This window comes from Sphingomonas spermidinifaciens (assembly GCF_002351485.1).
Classification (GTDB): domain Bacteria; phylum Pseudomonadota; class Alphaproteobacteria; order Sphingomonadales; family Sphingomonadaceae; genus Sphingomonas; species Sphingomonas spermidinifaciens.
In genome coordinates, this window is the sequence record NZ_NWMW01000001.1 from 118,610 (window position 1) to 139,728 (window position 21,119).

The 21,119-nt window shown below is 69.7% G+C and carries 19 protein-coding genes; 9 read left to right on the top strand and 10 right to left on the bottom strand.

Annotation, left to right across the window (positions count from 1 at the left end):
• Window positions 1-54: 54 nt before the first annotated feature.
• From mrdA to COC42_RS00580, 4 genes are read right to left on the bottom strand one after another with little or no spacing between them, the layout of a single operon-like run.
• The gene (gene mrdA / locus COC42_RS00565) at window positions 55-2,010 is read right to left on the bottom strand and encodes a penicillin-binding protein 2 (RefSeq protein WP_245843747.1); all 1,956 of its coding nucleotides are present in this window, start codon (window positions 2,008-2,010) and stop codon (window positions 55-57) included.
• Complete coding sequence (mreD, locus tag COC42_RS00570; protein WP_096341368.1) at window positions 2,007-2,516, bottom strand: rod shape-determining protein MreD; 510 nt, start codon at window positions 2,514-2,516, stop codon at window positions 2,007-2,009. Before mreD ends, mrdA begins: the two co-directional genes overlap by 4 nt.
• Window positions 2,513-3,385 (bottom strand): rod shape-determining protein MreC, encoded by an 873-nt coding sequence (locus COC42_RS00575; protein ID WP_096341369.1) that lies wholly within the window; start codon window positions 3,383-3,385, stop codon window positions 2,513-2,515. The genes mreD and COC42_RS00575 overlap by 4 nt, the downstream gene beginning before the upstream one ends.
• A 22-nt stretch (window positions 3,386-3,407) precedes the next feature.
• Window positions 3,408-4,451, bottom strand: a complete 1,044-nt coding sequence (locus COC42_RS00580) for a rod shape-determining protein (protein ID WP_096341370.1) — start codon at window positions 4,449-4,451, stop codon at window positions 3,408-3,410.
• A 148-nt stretch (window positions 4,452-4,599) separates the two neighbouring features.
• On the opposite strand from COC42_RS00580, the gene mutL reads away from it, so the two are divergent.
• Together mutL and COC42_RS00590 are read left to right on the top strand one after the other, a co-directional pair.
• On the top strand, window positions 4,600-6,381 hold the full coding sequence (mutL, locus tag COC42_RS00585; RefSeq protein WP_096341371.1) for a DNA mismatch repair endonuclease MutL: 1,782 nt from the start codon (window positions 4,600-4,602) through the stop codon (window positions 6,379-6,381).
• 43 nt (window positions 6,382-6,424) lie between these two features.
• The gene (locus tag COC42_RS00590) at window positions 6,425-6,865 is read left to right on the top strand and encodes a DMT family transporter (protein ID WP_096341372.1); all 441 of its coding nucleotides are present in this window, start codon (window positions 6,425-6,427) and stop codon (window positions 6,863-6,865) included.
• On the opposite strand, the gene COC42_RS00595 is transcribed toward COC42_RS00590, so the two are convergent.
• Both COC42_RS00595 and tyrS read right to left on the bottom strand, forming a co-directional pair.
• Window positions 6,862-7,179, bottom strand: coding sequence for a PilZ domain-containing protein (locus COC42_RS00595; protein ID WP_096341373.1), 318 nt, complete (start codon window positions 7,177-7,179; stop codon window positions 6,862-6,864). The genes COC42_RS00590 and COC42_RS00595 overlap by 4 nt on opposite strands.
• Before the next feature lie 79 nt (window positions 7,180-7,258).
• Window positions 7,259-8,491 carry a tyrosine--tRNA ligase gene (gene tyrS / locus COC42_RS00600; RefSeq protein ID WP_096341374.1) on the bottom strand — a complete coding sequence of 411 codons (1,233 nt, stop codon included), beginning with the start codon at window positions 8,489-8,491 and terminating at the stop codon, window positions 7,259-7,261.
• Window positions 8,492-8,590: 99 nt separating this feature from the next.
• Here tyrS and COC42_RS00605 point away from each other — a divergent pair, with 99 nt between their 5' ends.
• The 4 genes from COC42_RS00605 to COC42_RS00620 are packed head-to-tail and all read left to right on the top strand — an operon-like array spanning window position 8,591 to window position 13,290.
• Window positions 8,591-9,673: an anhydro-N-acetylmuramic acid kinase gene (locus COC42_RS00605; RefSeq protein ID WP_245843748.1), complete on the top strand. Its 1,083-nt coding sequence runs from the start codon at window positions 8,591-8,593 to the stop codon at window positions 9,671-9,673.
• Window positions 9,670-10,845 carry a hypothetical protein gene (locus COC42_RS00610; RefSeq protein WP_096341376.1) on the top strand — a complete coding sequence of 392 codons (1,176 nt, stop codon included), beginning with the start codon at window positions 9,670-9,672 and terminating at the stop codon, window positions 10,843-10,845. The genes COC42_RS00605 and COC42_RS00610 overlap by 4 nt, the downstream gene beginning before the upstream one ends.
• A gap of 37 nt (window positions 10,846-10,882) precedes the next feature.
• Complete coding sequence (locus COC42_RS00615) at window positions 10,883-11,962, top strand: hypothetical protein (protein ID WP_096341377.1); 1,080 nt, start codon at window positions 10,883-10,885, stop codon at window positions 11,960-11,962.
• Window positions 11,959-13,290: a sensor histidine kinase gene (locus COC42_RS00620; RefSeq protein WP_096341378.1), complete on the top strand. Its 1,332-nt coding sequence runs from the start codon at window positions 11,959-11,961 to the stop codon at window positions 13,288-13,290. The genes COC42_RS00615 and COC42_RS00620 overlap by 4 nt, the downstream gene beginning before the upstream one ends.
• A 9-nt stretch (window positions 13,291-13,299) precedes the next feature.
• On the opposite strand, the gene COC42_RS00625 is transcribed toward COC42_RS00620, so the two are convergent.
• Genes COC42_RS00625 through gltX form a run of 3 tightly spaced genes read right to left on the bottom strand, consistent with a single transcriptional unit; the run spans window position 13,300 to window position 16,245 of the window.
• A complete protein-coding gene (locus tag COC42_RS00625) occupies window positions 13,300-13,500 on the bottom strand; it encodes a hypothetical protein (protein ID WP_096341379.1) in 201 nt (66 codons plus the stop codon).
• The gene (locus COC42_RS00630; protein ID WP_096341380.1) at window positions 13,500-14,783 is read right to left on the bottom strand and encodes a citrate synthase; all 1,284 of its coding nucleotides are present in this window, start codon (window positions 14,781-14,783) and stop codon (window positions 13,500-13,502) included. Before COC42_RS00630 ends, COC42_RS00625 begins: the two co-directional genes overlap by 1 nt.
• Before the next feature lie 13 nt (window positions 14,784-14,796).
• Window positions 14,797-16,245, bottom strand: a complete 1,449-nt coding sequence (gltX, locus tag COC42_RS00635; protein WP_245843749.1) for a glutamate--tRNA ligase — start codon at window positions 16,243-16,245, stop codon at window positions 14,797-14,799.
• A gap of 28 nt (window positions 16,246-16,273) precedes the next feature.
• Between gltX and COC42_RS00640 the strand changes: the two genes are divergently transcribed.
• Window positions 16,274-18,451: a ComEC/Rec2 family competence protein gene (locus COC42_RS00640; protein WP_176484522.1), complete on the top strand. Its 2,178-nt coding sequence runs from the start codon at window positions 16,274-16,276 to the stop codon at window positions 18,449-18,451.
• Window positions 18,448-19,296 carry a subclass B3 metallo-beta-lactamase gene (gene bla, locus COC42_RS00645; RefSeq protein WP_096342989.1) on the top strand — a complete coding sequence of 283 codons (849 nt, stop codon included), beginning with the start codon at window positions 18,448-18,450 and terminating at the stop codon, window positions 19,294-19,296. Before COC42_RS00640 ends, bla begins: the two co-directional genes overlap by 4 nt.
• A 28-nt stretch (window positions 19,297-19,324) precedes the next feature.
• Here the strand turns inward: bla and COC42_RS00650 are convergent, their stop codons facing one another.
• Window positions 19,325-19,777, bottom strand: coding sequence for a GatB/YqeY domain-containing protein (locus COC42_RS00650; protein WP_096341381.1), 453 nt, complete (start codon window positions 19,775-19,777; stop codon window positions 19,325-19,327).
• Between the two features lie 142 nt (window positions 19,778-19,919).
• Between COC42_RS00650 and carA the strand changes: the two genes are divergently transcribed.
• Window positions 19,920-21,119 carry a glutamine-hydrolyzing carbamoyl-phosphate synthase small subunit gene (gene carA, locus COC42_RS00655; RefSeq protein WP_096341382.1) on the top strand — a complete coding sequence of 400 codons (1,200 nt, stop codon included), beginning with the start codon at window positions 19,920-19,922 and terminating at the stop codon, window positions 21,117-21,119.

Consider the following 21,119-nt stretch of genomic DNA (forward strand, 5'->3'; position numbering starts at 1 on the left):
ACCCCTTTTTTCGCGATCCTTCCGATCGGGCGCGCGCGGCCGATGTCGTTCTGGTCAGTCCCGGTCTCGAGTGGTCGGCGGGGCGACCTCCGGATTGGGCGATGGTGTGGGGATGGGGATCGGTGCCTGCTGGACGAGGCGATACGCCTCGGCCTTGGCCGCCATGCGTGTGTTGAGGTCGCCGCCCCATTGCTTCTCGAACGCCGCCAGCGTCTCCATCGCCTTGGGTCGGTCGAACAGATAGGTGAGCAGGTCGCGCGCGACCGGGGCCGCGGCGCCCGATCCCGACATGCCGTGCTCGATCACGACAGCGACGGCATAGAGCGGCGCTTCTACCGGCGCGAACCCGATGAACAGCCCGTGGTCGCGGTACTTCCAAGGCACGTTGAGGCCGCCGCGCGCCCCGCCGGCGATGCGGCGGACCTGTGCGGTGCCGGTCTTGCCCCCCATTCGGACGCCGTCGAGCTGGAGCCGGCTGCGCACCGCGGTGCCGGCGCCGTTCACCACCTCGTCCATGCCCGAGCGGATCAGCGCCATGCGCTCTGGCGGAACGTCGAGCATCGGTGCCACCACCGGCGCGTCGGAGAGGATGCGCGGCATCAGCCCGCGACCCGACGCGATCCGAGACGCCTGCACTGCCAGCTGGAGCGGACTGGTGAGGATATAGCCCTGGCCTATCGAGGCATTGAGCGTGTCCGCCTGCGACCATTTCTGGTCGTACTTGCGCAGCTTCCACGCCGGGTCGGGGATCGTGCCGTAACGCTGCGAGGGGAAGGGCAGTGGATATTCGGCGCCGAGGCCCAGTTCACGCGCCGCGGCGGCGACGGCGTCCATCCCGACCTCGCGCCCCATGGTGTAGAAATAGGTGTTGCAGCTCTTGGCGATCGCGCGGTGCAGATTGACCGAGCCGTGGCGCCCCAGGCAGCGGAAGAAGCGGTTGCCGAGCTGGTAGCCGCCCGGACAATGCACCGTGCGTTCGGGATCGATCCCCGACCGCAGCGCCGCGAGTGCCGTCGCCGGTTTGAACGTCGAACCCGGTGGATATAGCCCCTGCAGCACCTTGTTCATCAGGGGCAGATGGTCGTCCCCGCTCAGCATCCCCCATTCGAGCCGGCTGATGCCGTCGGAAAAGCTGTTGGGGTCATAGGCCGGCATCGATGCCATGGCGAGGATGCCGCCGGTGCGCGCATCGATCACCACCGCGCTGCCGCTTTCGTTGCCGAGCCGGCGCGCGGCATATTCCTGAAGCCCGACGTCGATCGTCAGCTTGACGGTGCGGCCCGGCACATCGCCACGCGTCTCGAGGTCGCGAACGGGTCGCCCGCCTGCCGTCACCTCGACCCGGCGTGCACCGGGCCTCCCCCGCAGGTCGGTTTCCAAAGACTTTTCTAGCCCGTCCTTGCCGAGCTTGAAGCCAGGCGCGAGGTAGAGCGGATCCTTGGTAGCCTTGTACTGCTCTGCATTGGCCGCGCCGACATAGCCGACGAGATGCGCAACCGCTGCGCCTGCAGGGTAATTGCGCGCGTATCCCTGCGTGGGCGCGACCCCCGGAAGCTCCGGCTGGCGCACCACGACCGAGGCGTATCGGTCCCAGTCGAGGTTCTCAGCGACGGGAACGGGTTGCAGTCCGCGCGTCTTGGCGAGTTCGCGGGTGATCCGCTCGACCTCGCTCGGGTCGAGCTTCAGAAGCCGGGCGAGATCGGCGACGACGCGCGCGGGGTCGACCACGCGCTCCGGGATCAGGTCGATGCGAAAGTCGGTGCGGTTGTTGGCGATCGCATGGCCAGCGCGATCGACGATCCAGCCGCGCCGCGGCGGGATCAGGGTCATGCTGACGCGATTGCTTTCCGACAACAGCTTGTAGCGCTCGTTCTCGGCGACCGAGAGCCACGCCATCCGTCCGATCAGCAACCCGCCGATGCCCAATTGCCCGAGTCCGAGCGCCAGCGCACGACGCGAGAAGGAAAAGGCCTGCGCCGCCTCCGTCACCTGGCGGATCGGACCGCTCACGGCTTGCCCTTGACGTCGAGCGCGAAGCAGAGGCGCGCGACCAGCGGATAGAGTGCGGCCGACGACAGGATCTGGAGCCCCACCGCGGTATCGACATTCGACCCCAGCGGCGAGGCGATGAGCCGGCCGCCGATCAGGCAGAATGCGATCGTCCCGCTCGCCAACAGCCAATCCTGCCAGAAATCACGCCACACGAGGCGCAGGTCTAACATATCCAGCACGATCAGCGACAGGCCCCATAGCAGCATCGCGCTGCCGATCGGCTGGCCGCTGACAAGATCGTCGAACAGGCCGAGCGGCGCCCCCGCCCAGACGCGCAGCACGTCGGGACGGAGCAGCCGCCAGCCGAGCAGCAGCATCAGCCCGAAGGGCGGCATCCAGGGCACCGTCGAGATGACGGGCAACAGCGTCGCCAATGAACCGAGCATCACCGTGACCGGGGCAAGCCGGCGCGAGCGGCGCGGCGGCTCTGGCTCAGAAAATGCGGAGCGGAGCGGTTCGTTCACTTGGGCGCCGCTTCGGGCCGCGCGGGGGGCAGCAGATAGGGCCGCTGCACCAGCGCAAAATCAAGCGCGTCGGGATTGGCGAGCGGGCGTGCCGCGGCCGTGTCGCGTGCGTTGCCGAGGACGCGCGCCACCGGGATGCCCGGCGGATAGAGGCCGCCCGCGCCTGAGGTCACGAACACGTCGCCCGTGCGATAGGGCATGTTGGCGATGCCGGCGACGCGCACCTGAATCAGCCCATCGCCGCGCCCGGTGGCGATTGCCGGCATGCCGTCCCGCACCCGCCGGACCGGAATGATGCTCTCGGGATCGACCGCGAGCAGCACGCGGGCGGTATTGGGACTGACTTCGAGCACGCGGCCGATCAACCCCTCCGGCCCGCGCACCGGATAGCCCGCGCGCACGCCCTGCCACAGCCCGGCGTTGAGCGTGGCAAAGCGGCGCGTGCTAGCGGAGGTGGCATTCACCAGCCGTGCCATTGCCACCGTCTCGGCCTCGCGATCGCGCAGCTGAAGCAGGCGGCGCAGGCGGATATTCTCGATCACCAGCCCACGCGCGCGCTCGACCAGTTGCTTCTCGGCCTCGCGCTCGGCCTTGAGCCGTCGGTTCTCGCCCATTACGCCGAAGTAGCCGCCAACGCCGGGTGGAATATCGGCGACGCGCCGGCGTGCCCAATGGAGGCCCGTGGACACCGGCGTCGTCGCCTCGCGAAGGATGCCGCGGGCGGCGATATAGGCGGGCGGGTGGAGAAAGGAGAGCGCGATCAGAACCGCACCGACCAGCGCGCCGACGACCGCCGCGACATAGCCGAGGAACAGCCCGAACTGTGCGCGCCGGGAGAAGCCGGGGCGCGATTTGCGCGGCGGCGCCATCGTCGCGCCCTCCCTATCGACTTCAGACCGCGAGCAGGACGCCGCGGTAGATCGGATCCTCGAGCGCGCGGCCGGTGCCGAGCGCGACGCAGGTCAGCGGATCCTCGGCGATCGTCACCGGCAGCCCCGTCTCGTCGCGCAGCACCTCGTCGATGCCCTGAAGGAGTGCGCCGCCGCCGGTCAGGACGATGCCCTGATCGACAATGTCGGCGGCGAGTTCGGGCGCGGTGTTCTCCAGCGCGATGCGGACGCCCTCGATGATCGTGCCCACGGGCTCCGACAGCGCCTCGGCGATCTGGCCCTGGTTGATCTGGATCTCCTTGGGGACGCCGTTGACGAGGTCGCGGCCCTTGATGTGGATCGTCGCCCCGATCCCGTCGATCGGCGGCTTGGCGCAGCCGACTTCCTGCTTGATGCGCTCGGCCGTCGCCTCGCCGATCAGGAGGTTGTGGTTCCGGCGGACATAGCTGACGATCGCCTCGTCCATCTTGTCGCCGCCGACACGCACGCTGGTGGAATAGGCAAGGCCGCGCAGGCTGAGCACCGCAACCTCGGTCGTGCCGCCGCCGATGTCGACGACCATGGAGCCGATCGGCTCGGTCACGGGCATGTCGGCACCGATCGCGGCGGCCATCGGCTCCTCGATCAGGAAGACCTGGCTGGCGCCGGCGTTCGAGGCGGCATCGCGGATCGCGCGCCGCTCGACGCTGGTCGAGCCCGAGGGGACGCAGATGACGATCTGCGGGAAGCTGAACGGGCCGCGGCGGCGGCCGTGCACCTTTTCAATGAAGTGCTTGATCATCTGCTCGGCGACGTCGATGTCGGCGATCACGCCGTCGCGCAGCGGCCGGATCGCCTCGATGGAGCCGGGCGTCTTGCCCATCATCAGCTTGGCATCGTCGCCGACCGCCTTCACGCGCTTCACGCCGTTGAGCGTCTCAACCGCCACCACCGACGGCTCGTTGAGCACGACGCCGCGGCCGCGCAGATATACGACGGTGTTCGCCGTCCCCAGGTCGATCGCCATATCGTGCGACATGAACTTGAACAATCGCGAGAAAATCATCGACCAACCCGTTGTTGCCGCACGCAAGGCGAGCGCGCGGAGGTGCTGCAGCGTCTAGCCGGACCCACCGCCTGCCGGAAGTCCGGCGCCGGTAAAGGGTGGCGGATGCGGGTCGCGGGATGCCGCCGCTTGGGCTACACGCTCGGGCATGTCAATACGCCGCCTCCCGCCGACCCTGATCAACCGCATCGCCGCGGGCGAGGTGGTCGAGCGGCCCGCCTCCGCACTGAAAGAGCTGGTCGAAAATGCCGTCGATGCAGGGGCTTGCCGCATTTCGGTGCGGCTGTCCGCCGGCGGGATCGACGGGATCGAGGTGATCGACGATGGCTGCGGCATGGACGCCGACAGCATGGCGCTGGCGCTCGAGCGCCACGCCACGTCGAAATTGCCCGAATCGCTTTGGGAAACGGGTGCGATCGAAGGCGTCGCAACGCTCGGTTTTCGCGGCGAAGCGTTGCCCTCGATCGCCAGTGTCGCCCGCCTCATTCTCGAAAGCCGCGAGCGCGGCGGTGAGGGGTGGCGGCGGATCGTCGACAACGGCACGCTGGTCGAGGAGGGGCCGGCGGCCCTGCCGCCCGGTACGCGCGTCCGCGTCGAGGGATTGTTCGAGCGGATCCCCGCGCGCCGCAAGTTCCTGCGCAGCCCGCGCGCCGAATATGCCGCCTGTCTCGACATCGTCCGCCGCCTCGCGATGGCGCGGCCCGAGATCGGCTTTGCGGTCGAGCATGACGGCCGCCGCGTGCTGTCGGTACCGCCCGGGGAGACGCGGCCCGAGCGGGTGGCGGCGCTGACGGACCGTGCGCTTGCCGACAATTCGGTCGCGGTCGATCTGGAGCGCGCCGGCCATGTGCTGGGCGGCGTCGCGGGCCTGCCGACCTTCAACCGCGGGATCGCCGACCACCAGTATCTGTTCGTCAACGGCCGGCCGGTGCGCGACAAGCTGCTCGTAGGCGCGGTGCGCGGGGCCTATGCCGAGATGCTGGCGAGGGACCGCCATGCCGTCGTGGCGCTGTTCCTCGACGTGCCCGCCGACGGCGTCGACGTGAACGTCCACCCCGCCAAGACCGAGGTCCGCTTTCGCGATCCGGCGCTGGTGCGTGGCCTGATCGTCAGCGGCCTCCGGCGTGCGCTCGACGAGGCGGGGCACCGGGTCGTGCAGGCCGCCGATGCCGGCGCAATGGCCAACTGGCAGGCCGAGCCCATGGCGTCATCGGCACCCCCGCCGGAGGCGTTCGCCTGGGGGACGCCGGCGGGCGACCTGCTCGTCAGGGACGCGCGCCCCACCTTCCTGTCGCCGCCCCCCGCCGCCTGCGCCGAGCCGGCGTCGGAGCCCGTCCCCTCGACCACCACGCATCCCCTCGGCGTGGCGCGCGGACAGGTTGCGCGCACCTATATCGTCGCAGAGGCCGAGGACGGCCTCGTCATCGTCGACCAGCATGCCGCGCACGAGCGCCTCGTCCTCGAACGCCTGCGACGCGCGCTGGCGGCGGGCGGGGCGCCGCGACAGGCGCTGTTGCTGCCCGAGGTGATCGAACTCGACGAACCCGCCTGCGACCGGCTCGAGGAGCGTGCCGGCGAACTGGCCGAGATGGGGCTGGAGATCGAGCGCTTCGGTGCGCAGGCCGTGCTCGTCCGCGCCGTCCCCGCGCTGCTCGGCCAGAGCGACGTCGCCGGCCTGATCCGCGACCTCGCCGACGAGATTGCCGCTCACGATCAGGCCCTGTCGCTGAAGGAGCGGCTCGATCATGTCGCCGCGACGATGGCCTGCCATGGTTCGGTCCGTGCGGGCCGTGTGCTGTCGGTGCCTGAGATGAACGCCCTGCTCCGGGAGATGGAGGTCACGCCGCATTCGGGCCAGTGCAATCACGGCCGCCCGACATGGGTGAAGCTGGCGCACGGCGATATCGAGAAGCTGTTCGGGCGCCGTTAGGCGAGGCTTTGCCGACCAGCGCGTTTCGGCTACCGCCGCGGCGATGAGCCCGATCCTTCCGATCCTTGCCGCGCTGCTTGCCGGCGTCGGCCTTGCGACCCAGTCGCCGACCAATGCCGCGCTGGGCCGGTCGATCGGATCGGTGACGCTGGCGGCGCTGATTTCATTCGCGGTGGGGACGGCGATCCTCGTGGCCGCGTGGCTCAGCTTTGACCGGACTCCGCTGGCTACGCTCAAGGGCGCGAAGCCGTGGATGTTCGTCGGCGGCGCATACGGCGCCTATTTCGTCGCGGCGGCGGCGTTCGCGGCGCCGCGGCTCGGGCTTGCCTCGATGTTGACGATCATGATCGCCAGCCAGCTCGTCGCCGCGCTCGTCATCGACCATTTCGGCCTGATCGGCCTGCCGCGCGCGCCCGTCACCTGGGTGAAGATCGCCGGTGTTGCCCTCGTGCTGGTCGGCGTCGTCGTGGTGCGCAAGGGCTAGCGGCGCAGGATCGCTGCGAGCATCTCGTAATAGCTTGCGCGATCGATCCCCTGCTCGAAGCGGCAGCCGATCCGCCCGCCCAGCGACCAGCGAACCTCCGCTACGATGACGCCGACCACCGGCAGCGTGACGCGCAGCCGCGCGCCCTCCTCAAAGGCGGCGTCGCAGCGCGCCATAAGGCCGTGTGGGGAGAGGTTGACGATCGTCAGCGGGAGCGGCCGGGCATCGGGACCGAACCCGCGTGCGCGGAGGTGAACCTCGTCGCGATGCTCGGCCCGTTCGTCGAAGAAGATACGCTCTATCGCCTGCCCCACCTGGCCCCTCCGCCCCCGATGGTTTCAGCATTGGAGATGCGGGCTGAAAGCCAGGAAAACGAGCAGCGCTAATGCGGCGTTAGCCTTGCGGCACGAGTAGCCCGTGGTTCTTCTTGCCGGCCGAGACGCGCACACCCTCGCCCGCCACCGAGACGAGCAGCGTCTCGTCCTCGACCCGCTCGCCATCGACTCGCGCGCCGCCGCCCTTGATCAGGCGGCGCGCCTCGCCCTTCGATGCGGCGAGGCCGAGCGCGACGAGCGCATCAACGATGCCGATCGACCCGCCGGGCACGGGATGGGTGGGCAGCGCCTCGCCGGCCGCACCCTCCTCGAAGGTGCGCCGCGCGGTCTCCGCAGCCAGGACCGCGGCGTCGCGGCCGCGGCACATCGTCGTCGCCTCGTCGGCGAGGACCTTCTTCGCTTCGTTGATTTCAGCGCCGCCCAGCGCCTCGAGCCGCGCAATCTCCTCGAGCGGCAGGTCGGTGAAGAGGCGCAGGAACCGGCCGACATCGGCATCGTGGGTGTTCCGCCAGAACTGCCAATAGTCATAGGCCGGCAGCGCATCCTCGTTGAGCCAGACCGCGCCCGACATCGTCTTGCCCATCTTGCCGCCATCGGCCGTCGTGATGAGCGGGGTGGTGACGCCGTAGACCTCGGTCCGATCGACGCGCCGCGTCAGCTCGATGCCGTTGACGATGTTCCCCCACTGGTCCGACCCGCCCATCTGGAGCCGCACGCCCATGCGCCGCGACAGCTCGCGAAAGTCATAGGCTTGGAGGATCATGTAGTTGAACTCGAGGAAGCTCAGCGATTGTTCGCGATCGAGCCGCAGCTTGACCGAATCGAAGCTCAGCATCCGGTTGACCGAGAAATGCTGGCCGATGTCGCGCAGGAACGGGATATATTCGAGCTTGTCGAGCCAGTCGGCATTGTCGACCATCACCGCGTCGCTCGGCCCGTCGCCGAAGATGAGGAAGCGGTCGAACACCGTCCTGATCGAGGCGACGTTGCTCGCGATTACCTCGTCGGTCATCAGCCGCCGCGCCTCGTCCTTGAAGCTCGGGTCGCCGATCTTGCCAGTGCCGCCGCCCATCAGCACGACGGGCTTGTGCCCCGCCTGCTGCATCCGGCGCAGGAGCATGATCTGGACGAGGCTGCCGACATGGAGCGACGGCGCGGTGGGGTCGAAGCCGATATAGCCGGGCACCACCTGGGTCGCGGCCAGCGCGTCGAGCGCGGCGGCGTCCGTCACCTGATGGATGTAACCGCGCGCCGACAGCGTGCGAAGAAGCTCGGACCGGTATTCGCTCATGACGGCGCGCCGATAGCATGAAATCGTGGCCAGGCGAGGGGGCATCTATACTTCGCCGGACGACGGGCTAGAGGAATGCCCATGGACAGGGGTGCTTGCGTGAAGGCGATCGGACTGATGTCGGGCACGTCGATCGATGCGATCGACGCCGCACTGGTCGAGACCGATGGCGAAGGCGTGGTGCGGTCGCTCGGCTTCGTCGCGATCGAATGGAGCGACGCCGATCGCGCGCTGTTGATGGCCGCGACCGAGCGGGCGCTGGCGATGGCCGCACCCGGTCCCGATCCGCTGATCGATGAGGCAGCGGCGCGGATCGGTGTCACCCATGCGGCGGCGGTCTCGGCGCTGCTGCGCGAGACGGGTGCGGCGGACGTCTCGGTGATCGGCTTCCACGGCCAGACTATCGCGCATCGGCCCGATCGTGGCTGGACGTGGCAGCTGGGCGATGGCGCGGCGCTTGCGGCGGCGACGGGCATCGACGTAGTGGCCGATTTCCGCAGCGCGGACGTGGCGGCGGGCGGGCAGGGGGCACCGTTGCTCCCCGTCTATCACCGGGCGCTGGTCGCGGGCGGTGAGGGGCCGGTCGCGGTGCTCAACCTGGGCGGCGTCGCCAATGTGACCTTCATCGACGGCGAGACGCTGATCGCATTCGACACCGGCCCGGCGAACGGCCTGATCGACAGCTGGGTGGCGGAGACGCGCGGCGACCGGTTCGACGACGGCGGCGCACTTGCCGCAACGGGCCGGGTGGACGAGGCGGTGCTGACCGCAATGCTCGACCATCCCTATTTCGACATGCCACCGCCCAAATCGCTCGACCGCAACGACTTCACCGTTCAGCCCGCCCGCGGCCTCGCCGACGCCGACGGCGCGGCGACGCTGACGGCGTTCACGGCCCAGACCGTGGCCGAGGGGCTGAGGCTGTTGCCCGCGCGGCCCAGCCGGCTGATCGTCGCTGGCGGCGGCCGGCGCAATCCGGTTTTGATGGCGATGATCGCCGAGCGCACCGGCCTGATCCCCGAGCCCGCCGACATGCTCGGCTGGAACGGCGACGCGCTCGAGGCGGAAGGCTTCGCCTATATGGCGGTGCGGTCGCTCATGGGCCTGCCGCTCAGCTTCCCGGGCACTACCGGCGCCCCTGCGCCGCTGACCGGCGGAACGCTGCACCGGGCGGGCGCATGATCGCCGGCCTGATCTTCGCAACCGAGGCCGCCGAGGATCGCGGCGAGGCATTGGCGGCGACGCTGCCGTTCGGCGGCATGACACTGATCGAATATCAGGCGCGACTGCTGATCGGCTGCGGCGCGGCTCACCTGATGATTGCGGTCGCGCGAGTGACGCCGGCGTTGCTCGCCGCGGTCAACCGGATCGGCCGGCGAGGCATCGCCATCGATGTCGTTCGCTCCGCCGAGGAAGCGGCGGCCAAGGCGCATCCGCTCGCCAGCATCGTCGTCGTCGCCGACTCGCTCGTGACCACCGATCAGGCCGTGCGCGCCATTGCCTTCGCCCAGCCCGACACGCTGATGGTGCTGGCCGAGGCCGCCTCGCCCGCCGCGGTCGAGCGCGTGGATGCCGGTCACGTCTGGGCGGGTCTTGCCGCGCTGAGCGCCACACGGCTCAAGGAAATCGCCGGCATGCCGCGAGAATACGACTTCCAGTCGACGCTGCTGCGTGTCGTCGTCGCGGGCGGCGCGGCACAGGTTCAGCTTCCCGCCGCCGCCAAGCGCGCGGGCCACGGCGTCGAGCGCAATGCGGGCGCGCTCGCCAGCCGCGGCAATGCCGTGCTTGCTGCGCTCGCAAACGGGCGCACCGACTGGCCCGACCGCTTCGTCTTCACGCCGATCTCGCGCTTCGCCTTGCCGAAGCTGGCGGCGCGCGGCGTACCGCACTGGGGCGCACCGGCTGCCGCCGGCCTACTGACCGCGGGCGGGCTCGTCGCAGCGTGGCTCGGGAGCGCGGGAGCCGGCCTCGTCCTGTCGCTGCTCGCTATCGCGGCGCTGTCGACGGGCTCGTTGCTCAGCTGGCTGCGCGGCGACGATCGCCGGGCGCTGGCGCAGGAGCGGGCGATCGCCGCGATCGCCGCGATCGCCGTGCTGGCGACCGGCCTTGCCGCCTCGTTCGTCGATGCGACCGCGACGCCGATCGTCCTCGCCGTGGTCGCCGTGGCCGCAGCCGGCATGACCGAACGAAGCGGCGCACGCGCAGGCTGGTGGTGGGGGAGTCCGGCTGGCTACCCGCTGATCCTCGCGCCCTTCGCGCTCGCCGGTTTCTCCTGGGCAGGGCTGGCGGTGATCGCCGCCTATGCGATGATAACGCTGGGCGCGGCGATCGAAACGCTGCGGCTGAAGGCTTAGCGGCTCTTTAACGACAGCCGGTTAGGACGTTGCCAGCATGTCGCTCGACCCGACCGACCCGCATGGCGGCCCCCCCGTCGATGCCGCGACCCTGCTGGCGGAGGCCGATGGGGCGGAGGCGCTTGCCCGCCGTCTGCGCGAGGGGGCGGTGCGCGATCTGCTGATTCCCGATGCCGCGCGGCTCGACGACCGTCGCCGCGCTGCATTGCGCACCCTGCTTCGGGCGATCGTCGGCACGATCGGCGCCGACATCCATGAATTTGCGCTCCGCCGCCTGCGCCGGGAAGACGAGGGCGCTGCCACCGCGCTCGCCGGGGTGGCGGCGCCTCGTATCCTTTCGCAGATCGAGCATCGGCTGGCCCGGAAGGGCGAGGTGGCCGCCGACCTGATTGGCCGCGTGACGCTCGACCTGATCGGCGCCGCACTGCCGAGCGGGGTAGTCGAATCCGTTCCTCCCTTTGCCCCTGCTGGCCACGCGGCCGAGCGTGCCGCATCGGCGCTGCGCCTGGCCGAGAGCCGCCGCCGTACACCCCCGGACCAGCCGCCCTATGCGATCGACCTTCCTGCCGAGAGCCAGGCACAGTTTACCTGGTGGATCGCCGCTGCGATCGCCGAGGAAGCGGCTGCACCAGCCGATTCCGCTGCGGCGATCGACCGGGCGCTCGCCGACGGGGCCGTGCAGGCACTTTCGCAGGCCGATGAGGGCGAGCGGCTGGAAGCGGCCGCGATGCGGCTGGCCGGGTTGGCAGACCGGCGTGGTCCCGCACTGGCCGAGGCCATGGATCATTGCCTGGCCGAGCGACGCATCGTCCTGCTCGCCGCACTGATCGCACACGCAGCCGGTGCCCCATATGAGGCCGTGCGCGGCTTGATCGTCGAGCCCGCCGATCCGCGCCTGTGGTTGCTGCTCCGCAGCCTCGACTTGCCTAGGGAAAGCATCGCCCGCGTCGGCTATTCGCTGTCGGAGGCCGACCGCCGGCGCGACCTCGAGCGCTTTGCCGACCAGCTCGACATCATGATGGCCCTGCCCGCCGTTGCAGTGACGAAGGCCATCGCGGCGCTTCGCCTGCCACAGGGGTATCGCGACGTCCGTTTAGACGGGCCCGCCGGATCATGACCGTTGCAACGTCCGACGTCGCCTCCGCGACGATCGACCTCGACGGCCGGCTCGTCCGCGCCGATCAACGGCTTGCATCGCTCAATGCCGCAGCCGGCGGCGGCGAGGGGCTGCCGCTCGCGCTGCCAGCAATCGCGGCGCTGGCGCGGCTCGCGCGGCGGCTCGGGATCGTCATTGCCCGCCCGGCCGTCGTCGCGGACGGGGAGGCGGATATCGAGCTTTGGGTTCGTGCCCGCCCGACCGCCGCCGGCACCGAGATCGAGGTGAGCGGCTGGCCCGTCGGGGAAGTCGAGCCAGCGACCGCCCCGCGCGACCGCGACCGCTTCGACGAGGCGGAGGCGCAGTTCGCTTGGGAATGCGACGCGGCCATGCTGCTGACCGCTCTGACCGGTGAGGGCTTGGATGGCGGGGCGATCGGCCAGCCGCTGACGCGCATGTTCGATCTCAGCACCGACGACGCGCTGATCCCGCTGCTCGCCGCCGCCGCCAATCGCGGCAGCTTCGCCGATCAGCCCGCCCGGATCGCCGCGGACGGACGCGCGGTGCGACTCGGTGCTCGGGCACTGGTGGACGGCGCGGGCGCTTTTGCGGGGTTCGTCGGCATCGGCCGCTTCGCCGACGCTCCGCCTGAACCGGACGCTCCGCCGCCGCCTGCCTTTGGCGAGCAGTTCGCCGATCGCCTCGACCGCGCACTCCGAACGCCCTTGCAACGCATCGTTGCCCATGCCGATTCGATCGGCGCGCAAGCGGACGGCCCCGTCCGGCCCGAATATGTCGAGTATGCGCAGGATATCTCGAGTGCGGCGCGGCACCTGATGGGGCTGGTCGATGACCTGGTCGACCTGTCGGCGATCGAGCGGCCCGACTTCGCGGTCGAGGCCGAGCCAATCGACTTGGCCGACGTCGCCCGCCGGGCTGCCGGGTTGCTGGCGGTGCGTGCCACCAACGCCGACGTCCGCATCGACCGACCCGCGATCGACGACGTGCTGCCCGCGATCGGCGAGTTCCGCCGCGCGCTCCAGATCCTGGTCAACCTGATCGGCAATGCGGTCCGCTACAGCCCGCGCGGCGGGATGGTGTGGCTGCGGCTCGACCGCGGTGCGGGCGGCGTGGCGGTGACGGTTGCCGACCAGGGCCGCGGCATCGCGCGCGAGGATCAGGCGCGCATCTTCGACAAGTTTGGCCGGGTGGACACCAACGAGCCGGGCGGCAACGGGCTCGGCCTCTATATCGCCCGGCGGCTGGCCCGGGCGATGGGCGGTGACGTCACGGTCGACAGCGAACCGGGGCAGGGCGCGCGCTTCACGCTGACCCTGCCCGAAGGCTGACCTGCTACTCTAGCGCAACCGGCGCCCGATCAGGATCAGCAGCACGCCCGCCGCTGCCACCGCCGAGCCGATCGTCACCCACACCTGGTCGCCGATCATGAAGCTCGAAGCCGGCCAGCCGACGATGCCGAGGCCTTGCAGCATCCAGAGGATGCCGAGCAGGGCAACGACCAGCCCCAGCACCGACAGGACCGATCGCAGCCGGTGCATCAGCGCCGGTCGACCGGCACGTAGTCCCGCTGCGTCGGCCCCGTGTAGAGCTGGCGCGGACGACCGATCTTCTGCTCGGGGTCGGAGATCATCTCGTTCCACTGGGCGACCCAGCCCACCGTGCGCGCGAGCGCGAACAGCGCGGTGAACATTGTCGTCGGGAAACCGATCGCCGACAGGATCACACCCGAGTAAAAATCGACGTTCGGAAACAGCTTCTTCTCGACGAAATAATCGTCCTTGAGCGCGATTTCCTCGAGCCGGAGCGCGGTCTCGAACACCGGATCGCTGACATTGAGCGATTCGAACACCTCGCGCACCGTCTGCTGCATCACCGTCGCGCGCGGATCGTAGTTCTTGTACACGCGGTGGCCGAAGCCCATCAGGCGGAACGGATCGTTCTTGTCCTTGGCGCGGGCGATATATTCGGGGATCTTCTCGGGCGTGCCGATCTCGCGCAGCATGTTGAGCGCGGCCTCGTTCGCGCCGCCGTGCGCCGGGCCCCAGAGGCAGGCGATGCCCGCCGCGATGCAAGCGAACGGATTGGCACCCGACGAGCCCGCGAGCCGCACGGTCGAGGTCGAAGCGTTCTGCTCGTGATCGGCGTGGAGGATGAAGATACGGTCCAGCGCCTTCTCAACCACCGGATTGACCACATAGGGCTCGGCCGGCACGCCGAACGTCATGCGCAGGAAATTGCCCGTGTAGGAGAGCGAGTTATCGGGATAGAGGAAAGGCTGCCCGATCGAATATTTATGCGCCATCGCCGCGATCGTCGGCATCTTGGCGATAAGGCGATGGCTCGCGACCATGCGCTGGTGCGGGTCGGCGATGTCGGTCGAATCGTGATAGAAGGCCGACAGCGCGCCGACGACGCCGCACATCACCGCCATCGGATGCGCGTCGCGGCGGAACCCGCGATAGAATTGCGCGAGCTGCTCGTGCAGCATCGTGTGGCGGCTGATCGTATAGATGAAGGTGTCGAGCTCGTCCTTCGACGGCAGCTCGTGGTTGAGCAGGAGGTACGCGACCTCCATGAAGCTCGACTGCTCGGCCAGCTGCCCGATCGGATAGCCGCGGTGGAGCAGCACGCCCTGATCACCGTCGATATAGGTCAGCCCGGATTCGCAGCTCGCGGTGGAGGTGAAGCCGGGGTCGTAGGTGAACATGCCCGACTGGGCGTAGTATTTGCGGATATCGACGACGTCCGGCCCGACGCTGCCCTGCCTGACGGCATAGTCCTTGTCCCCGATCTTCATCGTCTGGCCGGTGGTGTCGCTCATTCGCGTGTCCTTCCTATCGGTCGGCCGTGACGGCCATCTGGTCGGCGATCCGCGCCAGGCTTTCGTGACGGCCGAGCAAGGTCAGCACGTCGTAGATGCCCGGCGAGGTCCGCCGCCCGGTGAGCGCCGCGCGCAGCGGCTGTGCCGCCGCGCCCAGCTTGATCCCGCGCGCCTCGGCGACCCCGCGTACCGCCGTTTCGAGCGCTTCCGTATCCCAGTGCGGCAGCGCGTCAAGTACGGTGTGCAACGCAGCAAGAACCTCGGCGTTTCCACCCTCGATCAGCGGCCTCGCATCCTCGTCGATCTCAAGCGGCCGGACCGCAAACAGGAATCGCGCGCCCTCGGCCAGTTCGTTGAGGTTCGCCGCGCGCAGCTTCAATACCGGCATCGCGCTTTGAATGACCGCCCGGCCGTCCGCGTCGACGCCGAGCCGTTCGGCGACGAGGCTCGCCAGCCGCGCATCGTCGGCGGCTCGAATATAGAGGCCGTTCAGATTTTCGAGCTTCTTCTGGTCGAAGCGCGAGGGCGACTTGCCCACGCCGGCGAGGTCGAACCATTCGGTCGCCTGCTCGCGGCTGATGATCTCGTCATCGCCATGCCCCCAGCCGAGGCGGAGGAGATAATTGCCCAGCGCCTCGGGCAGGATGCCGAGCTCGTCGCGATACGCCTCGACCCCCAGCGCGCCGTGGCGCTTCGACAGTTTGGCGCCGTCCGACCCGTGGATCAGCGGGATATGGGCATAGATCGGATCGGGCCAGCCGCCCTCGACCGCGTCCATCGCGCGGATCAGCGCCAGCTGGCGGAAGGCGTTGTTGAGATGGTCGTCGCCGCGGATGACATGGGTGACGCCCATGTCATGATCGTCGACGACGACCGCGAGCATATAGGTGGGCGTGCCGTCCGAGCGGAGCAGGACGAAATCGTCGAGCTCGGCATTGGCGACCGTCACCGACCCTTGCACGCGATCCTCGATCGTAACGCTGCCCTCGGTCGGCGCCCTGAGCCGGACGACGAAGGGCCGGTCGCCACCTTCGGCCGGATCGCGGTCGCGCCAGCGCCCGTCGTAGCGCATCGGCTTGCCCGCGGCGCGCTGCTCCTCGCGGAGCGCCGTCAACTCCTCGGGCGTGGCGAAGCACTTATAGGCGTGGCCCGCCGCCAGCAGCCGGTGCGCGACCTCGGCATGGCGATCGGCGCGTGCGAACTGGAACACCGCCTCGCCATCCCAATCGAGGCCGAGCCAGCGCATCCCGTCGAGAATCGCATCGATCGCTGGCTGGGTCGAGCGCGCGCGGTCGGTGTCCTCGATGCGGAGCAGGAACTTGCCGCCATGATGGCGCGCGAACAGCCAGTTGAACAGCGCGGTGCGCGCGCCGCCGATGTGGAGGAAGCCGGTGGGCGAGGGGGCAAAGCGCGTGACCACGGGGGCGGCAGTGTCGGCGGTGATCTGATCGGTTGCGCCCACGCGCCGTTGCTCCCAAGCTGAACAGGTGATGGCTTCTCGGCCCGGCCGCGCCCCTAGCACGCACCCCGGCACGCTTCAAATCGGGGCGTGGGCGGCCGCCTTCAACCCGCTGCTTTGGATCGAGCACTGGCTTGAACGAGAGCGCGACCAGCTGGCGTTGTGGTTGCCGGTGGCGCTGGGCGGCGGCATGGCCGCCTGGCTGATGCTGCCGGCGCGGGGGCAATGGATCGCGTTCATCCTCGGCTGTCTCGCGCTCGCGGCGGCGGCGTTGGCGACGGGGCGGGGCGGGCGGCTGGCGCGCTCCATCGCCGTGGGCGCGCTGGCGGCGGCGCTCGGCTGCTCGCTGATCTGGTGGCGGGCCGACCGGGTGGCGGCGCCGGTGCTGGCGCGCCCGGCGGTCGTCGATCTCGCCGCGCCGGTCGAGCGGATCGAGCGGCTGCCCGCTCGCGGGATCGTCCGGTTGACGCTGGCAACTGAGCGGAGCGACCTGCCGCCGCGCGTGCGGGTCAATGTCGATGCGGCGAAGCTGCGAGCCGGGATAGGTGCTGGATCGCGGGTCATGCTCAAGGCAAGGTTGATGCCGCCAGCGGCGCCTGCGGTGCCCGGTGCCTATGACTTTGCGCGCGTGGCCTGGTTCTCAGGGCTGGGCGCGACGGGCACGGCGCTGGGGCCGATCACGATCGAACCGACGCGTGCGACCTCGGGCGAGCGGATGCGCGACCGGCTGACCCGGCATATCCATGGCCGGGTCGAGGGTAGCGCCGGGGGCATCGCCGCCGCGCTCGTCACTGGCGACCGCGGTGCGATCACGCCCGAGGATGACGAGGCGTTGCGCCGCGCGGGCCTCGCCCACCTCCTGTCGGTCAGCGGCCTCCACGTCACCGCTGTCGTGGGCGCGACGATGCTGGTGGCGCTGCGGCTCCTCGCCCTGTTTCCGGTGCTGGCGATCCGCTTTCGGCTGCCCCTCGTTGCCGCTCTGATCGCGGCGGGGGTGGCGGGCTTCTACACCTGGCTCACGGGTGCCGAGGTGCCGACCGTCCGCAGCCTCGTCGCTGCGCTGATCGTGCTCGCCGCGCTGGCGCTCGGGCGCGAGGCGATCACGCTCAGGCTGGTGGCGGCGGGGGCGCTGGTCGTGCTCGTCCTCTGGCCCGAATCGATCGCCTCGGCGAGCTTCCAACTGAGCTTCGCCGCCGTCACCGCCATCGTCGCGTTGCACGAGAGCCCGGTGGTTCACAGCTGGTTCGCCCCCCGCGAGGAGGGGCGGCAGTGGCGGCTGCTGCGCGGGCTCGGCTCGCTGCTGCTGACCGGGCTCGTCATCGAACTGGTGCTAATGCCGATCGGGCTGTTCCATTTCCACAAGGCCGGGCTTTACGGCTCGCTCGCCAACCTCGTCGCCATCCCGCTCACCACCTTCGTCGTGATGCCGGCCGAGGCGCTGGCGCTGCTGCTCGACGCAGTGGGGCTGGGGGCACCGATCTGGTGGGTGGCGGAGGTCGCGCTCAAGGGGTTGCTGTGGCTCTCGAATGCCGTCGCCGGTGCGCCGGGCTCCGTCGCGGCGCTGCCCACGATGCCGGTCGCGGCGTTCGCGCTGATGGTTGCTGGCGGGCTTTGGATCGCGCTGTGGCGGACTCGGTGGCGGTGGTTGGGGACGCTGCCCTTCGCAACCGGTGCCATAATGGCGGTGGCAGCGCCCGCGCCCGATCTCATCGTCACCGGCGACGGTCGCCATGTCGAGATCCGCGGACGCGACGGGTCGATGCGCGTTCTGCGCGAGCGGGCGGGGGAGTATGTCCGCGGCATGCTCAGCGAGGCGGCCGGGATCGATGGCGAGCTCGGCGCGATCGACGATGCCGACGATGCGCGGTGCAGCCGCGACGTCTGTACCGCCACATTGGGCGCCGGGGGGCGGCGGTGGCGGGTGGCGGCGACGCGGAGCGGTGACCTGATCCCCATCGGTGCGATGCTCCGTCTGTGCCGGACGAGCGACATCGTCGTCAGCGACCGCCGACTGCCGCGCGGCTGCGAGCCCCGCTGGCTGCGGCTCGACCGGCCGAAGCTGGCCAAGACCGGCGGCGTGTCGATCGACCTCGACAGCGCGCGCGTAGCCAGGGTCGCATGGCCCGGCGACCAGCCGTGGCTCAGCCCCGTCCGCGTGGCGCCGCCGCGCTTGCCGCAGCCCGGCCGATCGGGCAGGCCGGGGGAATGATCCGCGCCCTCGCTCTCCTCGCCCTCGCTACGCTCCAATCCGACCAGCGTACCGAATGGAATCGCCCGCAGACGCCGTTCCGTATCGCCGGCAATCTCTATTATGTCGGGACTAGCGAGCTTGCCGCCTATCTCGTCACTGATCCGAACGGGCACGTGCTGATCGACGGCGCGCTGTCCGAAAGCGTGCCGCAGATCCGCGCCAATATCGAGGCGCTCGGCTTCCGCCCGCGCGACGTGAAGCGGCTGCTCGTCAACCACGCGCACTGGGATCATGCCGACGGGCTGGCGGCGCTCAAGGCCGCGACCGGCGCGCCGCTCTGGGCAAGCGCGGCCGACCGGCGGACGCTCGAGACCGGGCGAGCGATCGACCGCGACGACCTGCCGCCCTTCGCGCCGGTGAAGGTCGATCGCGTACTCAAGGACGGCGAGGTGGTCAGCGTCGGCGCGACGCGGATCACGACGCTTGCCACGCCGGGGCACACGCCGGGTTGCACCAGCTTCACCACCACCGTCCGCGATCCTGCGATCGGGCGCGGGCGGCCGCTCAAGGTGCTGCTGGCGTGCAGCCTGACCGTCGCCGACCAGCAGTTGGTCGGCAGCAGGCGCTATCCGAACGCCGCCGCCGATTTCCGGCGCAGCTTTGCGAGGCTTGCGCCGATGCGGCCCGACATCTTCGTCAACTTCCACGCCAGCGGCTTCGACCTTGCCGCCAAGCGTGCTCGGCAGGCTGGTGGCGATGCGGCGGCCTTCGTCGATCCCGGCGAATGGCCACGCCGGCTCGCCGCGACGAAGGCGGCGTTCGAGAAGGAACTGGCGCGGCAGACCGCGAAGGGCGGGGTGTAAATCCTCTCCTTGGTGGAGAGATCGAAGCTCAGCTCAGCGCCGCCTTCACCGCCGCGCTCGCCTTGCTCATATCGATCACCGCGCCGTGGCGCGCCTTCAGCTCGGCCATCACCCGGCCCATGTCCTTCATGCCGCTCGCGCCCAGCTCCACCTTGATCGTCTCGATCGCCGCGGCGGTCTCGGCCGCGTCCATCTGACGGGGCAGGAAGCGCTCGATCACCGCGACCTCGGCCGCTTCGGCGGCGGCAAGTTCGGGGCGGCCGCCCTTTTCGTACATCTCGATCGACTCGCGGCGCTGCTTGACCATCTTCTGCAGCACCTCGACCACCAGTGCGTCGTCGTCCGCCGGGGCGCCGCCGGTCCGCACCTCGATATCGCGATTCTTGATCGCCGACTGGATCAGGCGGATGGCGGCCGTCCCTTCCTTGTCGCCGCCCTTCATGGCGGTGACGAGCGCGGCCTTGATGTCGTCGCGAATCATGTGCGGTCTCTTCGGTGAAGCGGAAACGGTGACGCCTAGCCGACGATGCCCCGCCCGTCACCCGGTTGACGGGGGAGCGAACGGGGTCTAGCGGACGCGGCTTAGCGACATCGCCAACCCTGCTTACGGAGTAGCCAGCCCCATGGCCGACGCCAACCCTAGTCATGCGCCTGAAGGAGCTACGGGGGTACTGGTATTGGCCAGTGGCGAGGTGATCTGGGGCCGCGGTTTCGGGGCCGAGGGCGCGGCGGTGGGCGAGGTGTGCTTCAACACCGCGATGACCGGATATCAGGAGGTGATGACCGATCCCTCCTATGCCGGACAGATTATCACCTTCACCTTTCCGCATATCGGGAATGTCGGCACCAATGCCGAGGATATCGAGGCGGACGACCCCCACGCACTCGGCATGATCGTCCGTGAGGACGTGACCGAGCCGTCGAACTTCCGCTCGGCCGAGCGGCTGGACGAGTGGATGAAGAAGCACGCCCGCATCGGCCTCGCCGGCATCGACACCCGCGCGCTGACTCGACGTATCCGCGAAGGGGGCGCACCCAACGCCGTCATCGCTCACTCGCCTGAGGGCCGGTTCGACATCGACGCGCTGCTGGCGGAGGCGCGGGCCTGGCCCGGGCTGGAGGGCATGGACCTCGCCAAGTCGGTCTCCACCGCGACGCATTATGGCTGGGAGGGTGGTCTCTGGCGGCTCGGCGCGGGCTATGACGACAGCGTCGAGGACGGCGCGGACCGGCCCGCGGGCGACGAGAGCGACCGCCCCCACGTCGTCGCGATCGACTATGGCTCGAAGCGCAACATCTTCCGCAATCTCGTCGCTGCCGGCGCGCGCGTGTCGGTGCTGCCCGCCACCGCGACCTTCGAGGAAGTGATGGCGCTGAAGCCCGCGGGCGTGTTCCTGTCGAACGGCCCCGGCGATCCCGCGGCGACCGGCGAGTACGCCGTGCCCGTCATCCGCCAGATTCTCGATGCAAAGCTGCCGGTGTTCGGCATCTGCCTCGGCCACCAGCTGCTCGGGCTGGCGGTGGGTGCGCAGACGACGAAGATGCATCAGGGGCATCGCGGCGCCAACCACCCGGTCAAGCGCCTCGCCGACAATGTGGTCGAGATTACCAGCATGAACCACGGCTTCGCGGTCGTGACCGAAACGCTGCCCGAGACCGCGCGCGAGACGCACGTGTCGCTGTTCGACGGCTCCAACGCCGGCTTCGAACTGACCGACCGCCCCGCGTTCAGCGTGCAGTATCACCCCGAGGCGTCACCGGGGCCGCAGGACAGCTTTTACCTGTTCGAGCGGTTCGTGGGGATGTTGGATGGTATGCAGTAA